General features: G+C 61.9%; 13 protein-coding genes. 6 read left to right on the top strand and 7 right to left on the bottom strand.

The window, feature by feature from the left end; genetic code table 11:
* Positions 1 to 14: 14 nt before the first annotated feature.
* Positions 15 to 722: a response regulator transcription factor gene (locus tag D3870_RS20950; protein WP_119742987.1), complete on the bottom strand. Its 708-nt coding sequence runs from the start codon at positions 720 to 722 to the stop codon at positions 15 to 17.
* A 429-nt stretch (positions 723 to 1,151) separates the two neighbouring features.
* On the opposite strand from D3870_RS20950, the gene D3870_RS22960 reads away from it, so the two are divergent.
* From D3870_RS22960 to D3870_RS20925, 4 genes are read left to right on the top strand one after another with little or no spacing between them, the layout of a single operon-like run.
* Positions 1,152 to 3,188, top strand: a complete 2,037-nt coding sequence (locus D3870_RS22960) for a hypothetical protein (protein ID WP_242490128.1) — start codon at positions 1,152 to 1,154, stop codon at positions 3,186 to 3,188.
* Positions 3,189 to 3,243: 55 nt separating this feature from the next.
* Complete coding sequence (locus tag D3870_RS20935) at positions 3,244 to 3,441, top strand: hypothetical protein (protein WP_119742984.1); 198 nt, start codon at positions 3,244 to 3,246, stop codon at positions 3,439 to 3,441.
* Positions 3,442 to 3,489: 48 nt separating this feature from the next.
* Positions 3,490 to 3,972, top strand: a complete 483-nt coding sequence (locus tag D3870_RS20930) for a type III secretion system chaperone (protein WP_119742983.1) — start codon at positions 3,490 to 3,492, stop codon at positions 3,970 to 3,972.
* 1 nt (position 3,973) lies between these two features.
* Positions 3,974 to 4,171, top strand: coding sequence for a hypothetical protein (locus D3870_RS20925; protein ID WP_119742982.1), 198 nt, complete (start codon positions 3,974 to 3,976; stop codon positions 4,169 to 4,171).
* A gap of 80 nt (positions 4,172 to 4,251) precedes the next feature.
* Here D3870_RS20925 and D3870_RS22215 read toward each other — a convergent pair whose 3' ends face one another.
* On the bottom strand, positions 4,252 to 4,800 hold the full coding sequence (locus D3870_RS22215; RefSeq protein ID WP_147375906.1) for a hypothetical protein: 549 nt from the start codon (positions 4,798 to 4,800) through the stop codon (positions 4,252 to 4,254).
* A gap of 187 nt (positions 4,801 to 4,987) precedes the next feature.
* Entirely contained in the window at positions 4,988 to 5,716 is a 729-nt protein-coding gene (locus D3870_RS20915; RefSeq protein ID WP_119742980.1) for a hypothetical protein, read from the bottom strand.
* A gap of 254 nt (positions 5,717 to 5,970) precedes the next feature.
* Here D3870_RS20915 and D3870_RS20910 point away from each other — a divergent pair, with 254 nt between their 5' ends.
* Entirely contained in the window at positions 5,971 to 7,167 is a 1,197-nt protein-coding gene (locus D3870_RS20910; protein ID WP_119742979.1) for a CaiB/BaiF CoA transferase family protein, read from the top strand.
* A gap of 587 nt (positions 7,168 to 7,754) precedes the next feature.
* A complete protein-coding gene (locus D3870_RS20905) occupies positions 7,755 to 9,014 on the top strand; it encodes a CynX/NimT family MFS transporter (RefSeq protein ID WP_242490127.1) in 1,260 nt (419 codons plus the stop codon).
* 153 nt (positions 9,015 to 9,167) lie between these two features.
* Here the strand turns inward: D3870_RS20905 and D3870_RS20900 are convergent, their stop codons facing one another.
* The 4 genes from D3870_RS20900 to D3870_RS20885 all read right to left on the bottom strand — a co-directional run bounded on the left by D3870_RS20900 (position 9,168) and on the right by D3870_RS20885 (position 12,975).
* A complete protein-coding gene (locus D3870_RS20900; RefSeq protein ID WP_119742977.1) occupies positions 9,168 to 9,476 on the bottom strand; it encodes a hypothetical protein in 309 nt (102 codons plus the stop codon).
* A complete protein-coding gene (locus tag D3870_RS20895; protein WP_119742976.1) occupies positions 9,473 to 9,724 on the bottom strand; it encodes a MoaD/ThiS family protein in 252 nt (83 codons plus the stop codon). The genes D3870_RS20900 and D3870_RS20895 overlap by 4 nt, the downstream gene beginning before the upstream one ends.
* 13 nt (positions 9,725 to 9,737) lie before the next feature.
* Entirely contained in the window at positions 9,738 to 11,009 is a 1,272-nt protein-coding gene (locus D3870_RS20890; protein ID WP_119742975.1) for an NAD(P)/FAD-dependent oxidoreductase, read from the bottom strand.
* A 118-nt stretch (positions 11,010 to 11,127) separates the two neighbouring features.
* Positions 11,128 to 12,975 (bottom strand): aldehyde ferredoxin oxidoreductase family protein, encoded by a 1,848-nt coding sequence (locus tag D3870_RS20885; protein WP_119742974.1) that lies wholly within the window; start codon positions 12,973 to 12,975, stop codon positions 11,128 to 11,130.
* Positions 12,976 to 12,980 lie beyond the last annotated feature (5 nt).

Genomic DNA, 12,980 nt, shown 5'->3' with positions numbered 1-12,980 from the left:
CATGGACGGGTTGATCAGGCTGCCTTCGGCTCGCGCTCGACGCTCGTGAGTTCGAGCCGGTAACCCTGGCTGTAGGCGGTACGGATCACGATGCCGCGCTCCGCGCCCAGCAGAAGCTTCTTGCGCAGCTTGTACACGTGCTGCTCGATGGTGCGCCCCGCGATCTCGCTGTCGGTGCCCCAGATCGCGGTGCCGATGGTCTCGCGCGAGATGTAGACGCCGGGCGAGGAAAAGAACATCCATGCCATGGTGAATTCGCGCGGCGTCAATTCGATCGGCGCACCCTGATACGAAAAGCTGCTGGCGTCCTGATCCAAAACGAAGCCTGCCACCTCGATCGTGCGCCTGACCTGGCGGCGGTCGCAGCGGCGCAGCACGGCATTGATGCGCGCCACCAGCTCGACCGGCTCGAACGGCCGCAGCAGAAAGTCATCCGCCCCCGCGTTGAGCACATGCGCCACCAGCGTGGCGGCCTTCTCGGGCGACAGGATCAGCACCGGCGTGCTGTCGTCGGTGCGGCAGTTGAGCCACGAAAAAATTCCCTCGTTCTCCTCGAACTCGAGGCCGATATCGATCACGACGAAGTCGAAGCTGCGCCGGCGCACCGTACGCAGCAACAGGCTTTCGGACGTGAAGCGATCGCAGGCGAACCCCGCTCGCGCGAGGCTCACCTGGACCTGTTCGAAAACTGCATCGTTGCGTATGTAGCAGGCAATATTCATTGACTTCTGCGCATGGGGTGGCCGCGGCTCGGGAGTGTCCTCGGTATTTCTCGGGTGGCGGTCCGGCAGGGGTGCCGGGAACGCGGAAGCGAGGCGAACCGTCGAAGCGAAATTATTGCCTATGGTAAATGGAATTTGTCGTTTTGAACATTGCGCGATGACGCCTGGCGACAGTGGCGTGCGCTGCGATGCGCACTTCGATTGCATGCGCGGGGAGGGAATGCGATTTTCATTGCCAATTTGCCATGCCTCAGCGTTGCACGGGATTCGCCAGCCTGAAGTGTGCGTGGCGTTGCTCCAGCGTGATTCGTGACGCACCGAGGGAACCCGCTGCGCGTTCCATGCCACTTATTGCCAATCAATGGTGAGGGCAACGTCGCTGCGGCACGGGAAAGCACGAACCGGCAATCAATCGGATGGAGACAGATATTGACGAGGTGGTTTTGTATAGCGGTGAAATCATGTTTCGGGGTGGAGGATGCGACAGCCCGCACCCCGCATGATGTGCCACAAGTTGCGCGCACACCTGATGTGCCACAACCTGTGGCGGCACCTGCTATGCCGCAGCGTGAGGGGCGCTCCAGATCGAGCACATTGGATCGGCTAATGCTAAGTCCCAATGTGAGCAGGATCAGACATTCAACCGTGCAGCCGGAGATCAGCCAGCCGGAGATCAGCCAGCCGGAGATCAGCCAGCCGGAGATCAGCCAGCCGGAGATCAGCCAGCCGGAGATCAGCCAGCCGGAGATCAGCCAGCCGGAGATCAGCCAGCCGGAAATCAGCCAGCCGGAAATCAGCCAGCCGGAAATCAGCCAGCCGGAAATCAGCCAGCCGGAAATCAGTCAGCCGGAAATCAGCCAGCCGGAAATCAGCCAGCCGGAAATCAGTCAGCCGGAAATCAGTCAAGCGGAGATCAGTCAAGCGGAGATCAGCCAAGCGGAGATCAGCCAAGCGGAGATCAGCCAAGCGGAGAAAACGATACAAGGTCTTCCGCGCCCGGTCAGCCCAACGCCCTGCTACGTAGTCAACTTTGTCGAAGCAATATCATACGAGCGCGATGATCCGAATGAAGATCATGCGTCGTCCTCGCATGTGGGATCGATTGCCGAAAATGCGCCGGAGCATGACCACATCCACGATGTCTCGCTGGCGGTCGGCTCTTCTGTCCATTCCGGCATCGATGACGAAGTGTTGTCCATGGCGAGCTCCTCGCAGCTTGAAAGCGCCGAGGAGCATGATGACGCAGTCCCTTTGCCATCTGTGAACCTGGAAGCGAATTTCCCGGGCAACCACGAGTCCATCGAGCCGATCGCGGCCGGAACGGCAGCGATCCCATTGGCCGGCCTGTCATCTGAAGTCTCGCCTTCCTCGGCTTCCCGCCTCGACGACGATCTGCTGGCGCTGCTAACGCGCCCCAATCCGGATTTCCGAAGCAGTCAGGGGGATAGGGAGGCGTTCGCGGCGTTGGTGAAGTCGGGACAAGTGGTGAGAATGCAGATGCAATACCAGTCGCCGGAAGCCGCTGTCCAACTCTACGAGCACATGGTCGCGGAGATGGACAAACTGCGTACCGGGGGCATTCTTCACGGATACGATCGAAGCAGCCACGAGGATATCGGTGCCATTCCCATTGAGGACCTGGTGGCCATACGCGTGCTTGTCACCAGCTCCAACGAATTGAATCAGGCAATCCGCGACAACGACCATGTCACGCTGAAGCGGCTCGGGCCGTTTCTCAAAACCGCAATTTCGGGACTGAATCAGCTGCCGAGGCATGACGATGCCGGCAGAGACCGGGGATGGTGGCCAACGCCCGAATATCGACCACCCTTGCCCCAGATCGTTCGGGAAGCTAACAAGACCGGCAATTGGAGCAAGGGCTGGCATCTTGCCAATTCCCAATGCCTGTCGACGGAGCAAAAAAAGGCTGTGAATGCCTGGTGGGTCGCTGGCTATGACGAGAAGGTCGAGGACGCCAGGGCCCGGGACATTCTGCTTGGGAAGCTGGCATCCTTCAATCAATCCAGTCCCATGAGCGGTTGGTGGAACAGCAGGCAGATATCCGCGCAACGCGGTGCGCGCCTGGGCGCCGAGGCGATCGCGCGGTATGTCCCCGGCCAGGTCGTCATCGAACCCGCCTTTTTCCACACGAGCCTTGGAGAATCAAGCTATAGCGACGAGGACAACTACAACGCCCAGTACGTCATCTACAACATCGAAACGGGAAAGCGCTTGAATCAGCTTTCCTATTATTTCGGATATGCAGATGGCGATGAAGTCGTGTTTCCGCCAAAAACGCGATTCCAGGTGCTCGCGGTCGAAAAGGATGAGGAATCGAGGAGCGCTGACGAGCACGGGAATTACCCGCGAAGCACCATCTACCTGTACGAAATGCCGTGGAAAGAGGGGGAGCAAGACACTGCGCCGCATCCGACCGAGGTTGCGAATGACTCGTCCCGGAACTGATGCGTGCCGGATGCCACTCAATGACATTAAATTTCAATTTCAACGAGGTGACCTGATGACCGCATTGATTCGACTGATACGTCGCGTGGTGATTCGCTGGCAGATCCGCAGCCTGGACGAGCAGGATGCGAGCATTGTCGAAGCACGCAACCATGCGCTGAAACATCTGATGGAGATCCGGCGCGAGCGCAGCATCAAGGAAGTCGAGCTGTGGCTGCATGAAAGCGCGCCTGCGCAAAGGGCTGCCGCATGACATATCGCACGGGACGGCACTCGGCCGGTATGAGGCGCCGGTCGACACATGCATGACATCTGCAAGCTGGACACGCTGTTCGCCGAACTGGGGACGCGTTATGGCATCGCGAATCTGCGGTTGCCGCCGCATGGCGCGGTCGGCCTGCGTCTGAAGGATGGAACGGAGCTGCATCTGGAATATGAGAAAGCGCGCGGCACCTTGTACGCCTATTGCAATGTGCTGCCGATTCCGGGCGATGACGCATCGCGCCTCAAGCTGTTTGCGCACATGCTCGAACTGAACTTTCTGGATAGCGGCATCGACAACGGCGCACTCTCCATGCAGAAGGACATGGCAGTTTGCCATGTGCGTTTCAGGATTGCGGACGTGCCGTTCGATGCTTTCGATCGCGCCTTGCAGAAGCTGCTCACGCGTCGCCTGGACATCGCGAAGCAATTGCGGGCGGGCATGACAAGCGACACGCCGAAAGCGGCCAGAGCCAGTCGCTCAACGTTCACGCTCATGACCGCGTTGCGGCAGGAGAGTTGACATGACGAAGGCGATTTCAGCGAACGTTACGGGCATTGCCGAGATTGCCAAGGCGCGGACGCAAGCATCCGAACCCGACAATCCGCTGTCCGGCGCCACGGAGATACCGGCGCGGCGCGCCAGGAAAACGGTGCGCGATGAGGCTGACCGCATGGCCGCAATCAATCCGCTGGAAGGTGCTTCGCTTATTGAACGCTGATGCAGTCTCGGCAGCGATCCTGATGTTGCGAACGAACGCTGTCGAACTGCGGCCTTCGGTCGTGGGCAGATGGCTGCCTGTTACCGGCGATGCAGGGTGCCGTTCAAGGCGCTTTCCAGCCACAGCATTACTTTCATGCGTTGATTCCGCGATTTCCTGACGAGGGACGAGCGATCGCTTTCACCGGCCATCTTAAGATATCCCACGTCTTGTCGCCGTACCGCGGCGGGCGATCGATCAGTGGGCGCGTCGGTGGTCCTTTTGCTGCGCGCCTTGTCTACTTCGAGCGGGCTGTCCGCTTCCCGAGGAATTGCCGGAATCTCGTCGGTCCGTTCCCGTTCTGCCATGAGTCCGGGTGATCCCGAATGATGGCTTGTCATCACATTCCTGGTGCCGGACATGCGATTGGCGAACCGTCTGAATGCCTGCATCCAGTGCCATGATCCACGCCCGGGGTGATGCAGGGCCTGTTTCTGCGGCGCGGCGACAAATGTATTTGCCTCCGCGTTCTGACGTTCGACCGTCTTTCCGGCTGCGTGCTGATTCTGCACTGTATTGTGCAGGTCGATCAGCTTTACCAGATCGTGCTGTCGTGACGGGTCTGCTCGACCGATTCCGCGGATTGCCATGGGGGTGTTCCTGACTTCGCCTGTGTGGAGGGCGATCGCCGCTGTCATGCGCGATCGACGGGTTCGAAAAATTCTCTGTCCATGAATGGCTTGCGGCGGCGGGAAGTTCCGATTGGCTGACAAAAAATCAAGCCCGCAATCGCTTGCGCGAATGCGGGCCTCCATGATGGCGGGCAGTCAGGTCATGTCATAGCGACTTCTTGATATTTGCCACAATGCGCTTGGCCGTCTCCTGGGCGCCGATATTCAGTCGCCGCCCTAACTCGTCGGGCCGCTCCATGAATGCGTCGTAGGTCGGATACACGAACGCTGGATCCGCACTGACCGACCACGACGCGGTCTTGTCGGTTGCGTGCACGCCGTAATACACCGTTTCGTCATATAGGGATTGCTCGTCCGCGGTGGAAATCAGCGAACCGTAGAGGGAAATGTTCGGAAAGTAGTGCCATTCCTTGCCGCTCACATACAAGCCGATCTCGCTGAAGGAAACGACCAAAAGGGCGTCGGCTTTGTCCTTGACCAACTTGGGATCAATGTAATCAGGATCGTCAGGCGGGCCTTTGATGCCTTCGAGTATGAATGCCTGATATCCCGCAGCATTGAGCGCATCAACGAAGGTTGCTGTCAGGTCTTTGCCAAACGGTATTTTCAAAGGCGCCAGTACATCGGCAAGCAGATTGGTTTTGACGCGACTGTCGATCCTGTTCACCATCCAGCTGCCAGGAACATACCAACCCACCGCACGTCCGGCGATATCAAGGCGCTCAGGATCCTTGATCGGCACCACCGCGATGGTCTTTACTGCCTGTGGCGGCGTCGAGTCGGCCGATGCGTGCCCTGCAAAACCGATCAAGGCCAGAATGGACAGGGTGATCCAGATACGTTGCAAGTGCTTTAGCATGTTTTTTGTTTCCATGAGATTGGACGAATTGGAGATCGGAGTGCGAGCGGGTCTGCCGGACGCGTACTGGTGCCGGATGGCCGCTACGCACAACCCGCCAGTAGTGCGAGGGCGGAGATCAAGACCCCGCGCGACTTCAAGTTGCTCACATGGACTCCCTTATGAATAGAATGATCGGCAGAATCATAGCGTATTGTGTTTTGCTAGGATCGACCGCCATTCGCAAGGCATCATCAATCACAGAACACTCAATTTCCAGATATCAAGCCATGAACACTCAAATCCTCTCCGGCATCCGCGTACTCGAACTCGGCCAACTCATCGCGGGACCGTTCGCGGCCAAGACGCTGGCGGACTTCGGCGCCGAGGTCATCAAGGTGGAGACGCCGGGCGAGGGCGATCCGTTGCGCAAGTGGCGCATGCTGCATAACGGCACCTCGGTGTGGTGGCAGGCGCAGTCGCGTAACAAGCAATCGGTGTGCATCGATCTGCGCAGCGAGGAGGGGCAGCAGCTGGTGCGGCGGCTGGCCGAGTCGGCGGACGTGCTGATCGAGAACTTCCGTCCCGGCACGATGGAAAAATGGGGGATGGGATGGGAGGCGTTGCACGCGGCGAATCCGCGTCTGATCATGCTGCGCGTGTCCGGTTATGGCCAGGACGGACCGAAGCGCGACGAACCGGGCTTTGCGGCGATCGGCGAAGCGATGGCGGGACTGCGCTACATCACGGGCGAGCCGGGGCGTGTGCCGGTGCGCGCCGGGGTGTCGCTCGGTGACACCATTGCCGGCCTGCACGGCGCGCTGGGTGTGATGCTCGCGCTCTACCAGCGCGATGCGCGCGGCGGCACCGGACAGATGATCGACGTCGCGCTGTACGAATCGGTCTTCAACCTGACCGAGAGCCTGCTGCCGGAATACTCTGCGTTCGGCGCGGTGCGCAAACCGGCGGGCGGAGCGTTGCCGGGCATCGCGCCATCCAATGCCTACCGCTGTGCCGACGGCGAGTACGTGCTGGTGTCCGGCAATGGCGATTCCATCTTCAAGCGCCTGATGCATCTGATCGGCCGCATCGACCTGGGCGATGATCCCGATCTGGCCAGAAACGACGGCCGCGCCCGACGTGCGGATGAACTGGATGCCGCGATCGGGGCATGGACCGGTAGTCTGCCGATCGACGCAGTGCTGCAACAGTTGAAGCAGGCGCAAGTTCCTTCAGGGCGCATCTATTCCGCGAAGGACATTGCGGAAGACGAGCATTACCGCGCACGCGGCGTGATCGAGAAAATCTGCAGCGCGGACGGACTGGAAGTGGAGGTGCCGGGAATCATGCCGAAACTGTCGGACACGCCGGGCGCGATCCACAGCCGCGCGCCGGTGCTGGGCGAACATACTGGCAAGGTGCTGGCAGAGGCGGGTCTTGCAGCGGATGAAATTGCCTTGCTCCGAGCGCGGGGTGTCATCGCGTAAGCCCGTGCGGTAGCGGCATCAACCGCTATCGCCGTTCGACTTCCTTCGCATGGCGTGCCAATCTGCAGCCTTGTTCGGCATGCTCAATTCGCCGCTGGACATTTGAACTCACACGCCGGTCCCGTTCTTCCTGCCCAGCTGCCGTCGGGACAGCGCTTCACGTCCATGGTACACACGGTTCTTTCCGCTTCACGCGCTGGCGCGGATGTCTTCGCCTCTCCGGAAGGCGTTGTGCCTGCGCATGCATTCAGCATGGCAAGCATGAAGAAGGCAGACAGGGACATTGTCCGTTGCAGCGTTTTGTTCATGTTGTCCCTTTGATATGACAAAAATGCGTCCCGCTGTCAGTCCTCTGCACGTTCTTTTGGCAACGGTTATATTTCGCACTGTGGTGCCGCGTTGTTCGTGCGCACTGCAAGCAGAACAAGTCATCACGACTTCTCCAGCGTTGCACTGAATCGGCTGCCTCATTCTTCGATGCAACGGATGAAGCGCAACTCGATGAATGACACTCTCTCGATTTCGAAGGTTCCCGCCGGCGATGGCCTGCTGTCGATGCGCGGAACCCGGCAACAGGATTTTTTATTGTGCGTAACGACCAGCCCCTGCCTTTTCCCTCCGAAGCCAATCCGCAATCCACTCTCCGCAAGGCCGATGCAGCCGATAGCGATGCCTTCTCCTGGTATCTGGCCTTTGCGCTGTTTCTGGTCGGGATCAACCTGCGGCCGGCCTTGTCGAGCGTCGCGCCCGTGCTCTCCGCCATCCGCGACACGACCGGCTTGTCCGCAACCGGGGCGGCGCTGCTGACGACGCTGCCGGTGCTGTGCTTCGGTGCGTTCGCGCCGCTCGCGCCGCGTCTCGCCAGTCGCTTCGGCACCGAACGCGTAGTGCTGCACGGCCTCGTGGTGCTGATGGCGGCGATCGGCTTGCGTGTCTTCTTCGGCATCGGCGGCCTGTTCGCCGGTACGCTGTTCGCGGGTGCCAGCATCGGCGTCGTGATGGTGCTGCTGCCTGGCATTCTCAAGCGCGATTTCGCGCGCCAGGTGGGCGGCATGACCGGCGTGTACACCATGGCCCTGTGTCTGGGGGCGGCCCTGGCGGCCGGCCTGACCGTGCCGCTGAAGCAGTTTGCCGGCGACAGCTGGCGCGTCGGATTGGCCTTCTGGCTGGTGCCGGTACTGCTTGCCGCCGTCGTCTGGTGGCCGCAGACGCGCCATGCCGGCGCGCGCAATGCCGCCCGCCGCTATACCGTGCAGGGCTTGCGCCGCGATCCGATCGCGTGGCAGGTCACGGCCTACATGGGACTGCAATCGACGCTCGCGTATTGCGTGTTCGGCTGGCTGCCCACGGTGCTCATCGATCGCGGCCTGACGCCGCTCGCTGCCGGCGGCATGCTGTCGCTGTCGATCGCCATGCAACTGATCACGTCGCTGGCCGGTCCCTGGATCGCCACCCGCGGGCGCGACCAGCGCGCAGCGATTGCCTTGATGATGATCGTCACGCTGATCGGCTTTGCCGGTTGCGCGTTTGCCGATACCTCGTGGATCTGGTTCTGGTCCGTCGTGCTCGGCCTCGGCCAGGGCGGCTGCTTCAGCATCGGCCTCACGCTCATCGTGCTGCGCGCGCCGAACGCCCCAGTCGCGGCATCGCTGTCGGGCATGGCGCAAGGCCTGGGCTACAGTGGTGCGGCGCTCGGGCCGCTGGCGTTCGGCCTGCTGCACGATGTGAGCGGCGACTGGAATTCCGCGGCATTCTTCTTCATCGCGGTGGGCATTGCCGCGCTCTTCGCCGGGCTGGCCGCCGGACGCAATCTCCATGTGAAGGCGACGGTGACCGAGATCGCCTGAGCGGCGCGGAGGCTTCATGTGTCCGGGAATCTGTCTTCGCAGGGATCGGCTTTGCGCGAGCATCACTCTGCAGATAATCGCAGCGATTGTGGTCCGCGCAAACCGGCGCGCCGGCAGGTTTGCCGCACAGGCTGCGCATCGAGACCGGCAGGTTCAGCCGCCGCCACGGCGCGTATAAGCGTCGAAGCGCGCCATGAACGCACTGCGCTGCATCGGGTCGAGATCGATGAATCGGAACGTCACCCGCAGCACCGGCAGCGAGATGGCAGCGATGCGGCGTGGCGAGCACGTCTGCGTACTGATGTCGATGGCACCGTCGCCAAGTGTGATGCGATAGTGCGTGCGGTCGGCTGCAACGGATGTTTCAATTCCCGCATTGCAGGTCGCACCGGGAAGCCAGCGGGCGAACTCCGCCGGAGTGCAGGCCATCTCGCGGGACAGCGTTTCAGGGATGGGTGTCATCCACCTGCGACCGGCGGCCAGATGGCCAGCACGTCGCCGTCATGCATGGTGCGCGCGAATCGATCCGCCGGTTCGACGTAGACGCCGTTCACCAGCACCAGATGGACGAGCCTGGGCGGCAGCTGAAAGCGCGCGACCAGATCGGCGATGGTGGTGTCGCACGCCACATCGAGCGTGACCGCGTTGTGCCTGCGTTCCGCGGGCAGATAATCGGTGAGCGTGGCGAACAGCTTGAGCGTGATTCTCATGCGCCTGCGATTTTCACGTCGAACCGAGCCATGCCTGCCGACGCTGCTTGCTCGCGATGTAGGCTTCCGACAGGCGCAGCGGATCGGCCAGCAAGGCATCCTTCCATGCCCCGAGCGGAACGCGCGATTCGATCAGTCCGCGCAGCACACCGACGTGCTGGGTCAGGCCGATGGCGTTGGCACCGACCAGAACATCCTCGGCGAATTCGAGCCGCACATATCGGAAGCCGTCTTCGTCGGTCAGCTCGGCGCGCTGTCCGCCCGGCACGCCCTGCCACTGGCCGAAGGAGGTAGAGACGAGGCCGAGTGTGTCGAGCACGTTGAGTTGCGTTACGCCGTTTTGCACCGCATGTCTGCCGGCCATGTTCATCCCTGCGCAATAGGCCTGGTCGGCGGCGTTCGGCTGGATCGCCGAGACGATGGTCTTGCCGCTCACGCGGTCGAAAGCCTCGGCGCAATCGCCTGCGGCGTAGATGCCGGACACCGACGTCTGCATCGTCTCGTCGACCAGCACGCCCAGCAGGCATTGGATGCCGCTGTCGGCGAGAAAACCGATGTTCGGCTTGACGCCGGTGGCGGAGATGATGAGGTCGGCATCGATCCGCTGGCCGTTCGACAGCCTGACCCGCAGCGGCGTGTCGCCATCCACCATCTGCTCGATCGCCTCGACCCGCGTCGAGGTATGCACCGTGATGCCCTTGGTTTCGCACCAGCGGCGGATCATGCTGCCCGCGCCTTCGCCCATCATGCGCGGCACCATGCGCTCTTCCATTTCCACCACCGTCAACTGCACGCCGCGCACGGCGAGCGCTTCGAGGATGATGCAGCCGATGAAGCCCGCGCCCATCTGCACCACGCGCGCTCCCGGTTTCGCGCGCTGCATGATGGCGCGCGCATCGGCCAGCGTCCAGCAGTTGTGCACGCCGGGGCTGTCGATGCCGGGTATCGGCGCGCGCGAGGGCGTGGAGCCGGTGGCAATCAGCAGCTTGTCGAAGGCGATTGCCGTGCCGTCTTCCAGCACGACCTGGCGCGCAGTGGTATCGACGCGTGCGGCACGTCCCTGTATCTGCTTGATGTTCAATTGCTCGAAATGGCCATCGCGCTTGCGCAGATGCGTGCCCTGTTCGCCGATGTTGCCGTGCAAGAGATACGGAATCGCCATGCGCGAGTACGGCACTTCCGGTTCGTCGCCGAGCAAAACGATGGTGTCGTCGGGCGCATGCTTGCGGATGGTTTCGGCGGCGATGACACCGGCCGGACCGTTGCCGATGATGACGTGTTGCATGAGAGTCCTCGGTGGCTGGTTGATTTCACATGGCTGAGTCGGCGTCGCTCGGATGCCGTTGCCGGCTTCCGCATGCGCAATGCATGCGGAACCGCCATGCCCATTCCGCCGCGCAGGACTATAAATGCAGCCGGACGCGCGTTTCCTCCGTCAACTGCCCGTCGCTGGTCCAGCCGCGCGCCGCGTAATACTCCGGCAGCATCTTGTCGAGTCCATTGACCAGACCGGTGGCGGGACCGACTTTTGCCGGCTCTGTCAGCAGGCGCGGCGGCAGCGTGTCGTCCTTGCTGGTGAAGCCGGCGCGGTTATTGAAGTCGCGCTCCATGTTCCAGATGCGCTCGCCGATGGTCGCCAGATTCTCCATGGTGTAGGACTCGTCGCACGCGGCGTGCAGTTGCGGCTGCACGTCCGCCAGCGTCCACGCAAAGCTGGTGAAGATGCATATGCCTGCCGAGTCGAACACGGCGGTCGCATCCTGAAATGCCTTGACCAGTTCCGGCTTGCCCTCGGTGACGAGCGGATCGGTCTTGACCGGAATGCCGAGCACCTCGGAGGCGACGGTGTAGCCGCGCAGATGGCAGGCGCCGCGATTGGAGGTGGCGTAGGCCAGCCCCATGCCCTGGATGCCGCGCGAGTCATAGGCGGGGAACTCCTGCCCCTTCACGCTCATCGACAGTTCGGGATGGCCGTATTTTTCGGTCAGGCGCTTCGAACCCAGGCCGATCTCCTTGCCGAAGCCTTCGCCCCTGGCCGTGATTTCCGCGAAATAGGTGAGCGCCCTGGCATTGCCGAAATTCGCCTCGATACCGACCTGTTCCTTCGTCAGCACGCCCATCTCGTACAACTCCATCACCGCGCCGACCGTTGCGCCGAACGAGATCGGGTCCATGCCGTCTTCGTTGCAGAGGAAGTTGGCGTACGTCAGCGCCTCCAGATCGTTGACGCCATTGGCCGAGCCGAGTGCCCATGCGGCTTCGTATTCGAGCCCGCCGGATGCGCCCCAGTACTCGGGCCGGTTCTGCACCGTGTAATGCGTCTCGTCGATCTTCGAGATGCGGCCGCAGGCGATGGTGCAGCCGAAGCAGGCCTGATTGGCGACGAGATTCTTCTTGCCGTCGGTCTTGCGCGGTTCGTGCATCGCTTCGGCGGAAATGTCCTTCGCGCCCTCGAACTGCACGTCGCGGTGATTGCGTGTCGGCATCGCGCCAATTTCGTTGATCACATTCATCAGCACCTGCGTGCCGTAGGTCGGCAAGCCCTGGCCGGTGACCGCGTTGTCCGCCAGCACCTTCTTGGCGGCAGCGGCGGCTGCGAAGAAAGCCTTTGGATCGCGGATGTTGCCGACACCCAGCGTGCCGCGCACCGCAATGGCCTTCAGGTTCTTGCTGCCCATGACGGTACCGACGCCGGAGCGCCCGGCGGCGCGATGCAGATCGTTCACCACCGCCGCGTACAGGCAGCCGGTCTCGCCCGCACGTCCGATCGATGACACGCGAATTTGCGGGTCCTGATGGCGTGCCTTGATGGCCGGTTCTGTCTCCCACACCGATTTGCCCCACAGCCAGGCGGCGCCGAGCAGTTCCGCCTTGTCATCGACGATGTTGAGATACACCGGCGTTGGCGACTTGCCTTCGAAAATGATCATGTCCCAGCCGGCCATCTTCAGCTCCGCGCCGAAATAGCCGCCGGAATTCGAGCAGGCGATCGCGCCGGTCAGTGCGCCCTTGGTGATGACGGAATAGCGTCCGCCGGTCGAGGCCATCGTTCCCGTCAAGGGGCCGGTGGCCCAGATGATCTTGTTCTCCGCCGCGAGCGGATCGACGTGCGGATCGACTTCCTCCACGAAATATTTTGTCGCGAGGCCGCGCTGGCCGATATAGTCGCGCGCCCACTCCATGTTCAGGTCTTCGGTCTTGCAGCTACCTGCGGTCAGATCGACGCGCAGGATTTTTCCGGTCCATGCCATGTCGG

Origin of the sequence: Noviherbaspirillum cavernae, from assembly GCF_003590875.1 — a bacterium.
In the GTDB taxonomy this organism is placed as follows: Bacteria; Pseudomonadota; Gammaproteobacteria; order Burkholderiales; family Burkholderiaceae_D; genus Noviherbaspirillum; species Noviherbaspirillum cavernae.
This window is presented reverse-complemented; position numbering and strand designations above follow the sequence as displayed.

Bases quoted from the DNA above. Each gene is read 5' to 3' on its own strand.
- D3870_RS20930 (WP_119742983.1), top strand. From the start codon at position 3,490: ATGCATGACATCTGCAAGCTGGACACGCTGTTCGCCGAACTGGGGACG.
- D3870_RS20885 (WP_119742974.1), bottom strand. From the start codon at position 12,975: ATGGCATGGACCGGAAAAATCCTGCGCGTCGATCTGACCGCAGGTAGC.
- D3870_RS20950 (WP_119742987.1), bottom strand. From the start codon at position 722: ATGAATATTGCCTGCTACATACGCAACGATGCAGTTTTCGAACAGGTC.
- D3870_RS20915 (WP_119742980.1), bottom strand. From the start codon at position 5,716: ATGGAAACAAAAAACATGCTAAAGCACTTGCAACGTATCTGGATCACC.
- D3870_RS20925 (WP_119742982.1), top strand. From the start codon at position 3,974: ATGACGAAGGCGATTTCAGCGAACGTTACGGGCATTGCCGAGATTGCC.
- D3870_RS20935 (WP_119742984.1), top strand. From the start codon at position 3,244: ATGACCGCATTGATTCGACTGATACGTCGCGTGGTGATTCGCTGGCAG.
- D3870_RS20890 (WP_119742975.1), bottom strand. From the start codon at position 11,009: ATGCAACACGTCATCATCGGCAACGGTCCGGCCGGTGTCATCGCCGCC.
- D3870_RS20895 (WP_119742976.1), bottom strand. From the start codon at position 9,724: ATGAGAATCACGCTCAAGCTGTTCGCCACGCTCACCGATTATCTGCCC.
- D3870_RS22215 (WP_147375906.1), bottom strand. From the start codon at position 4,800: ATGGCAATCCGCGGAATCGGTCGAGCAGACCCGTCACGACAGCACGAT.
- D3870_RS20900 (WP_119742977.1), bottom strand. From the start codon at position 9,476: ATGACACCCATCCCTGAAACGCTGTCCCGCGAGATGGCCTGCACTCCG.
- D3870_RS20910 (WP_119742979.1), top strand. From the start codon at position 5,971: ATGAACACTCAAATCCTCTCCGGCATCCGCGTACTCGAACTCGGCCAA.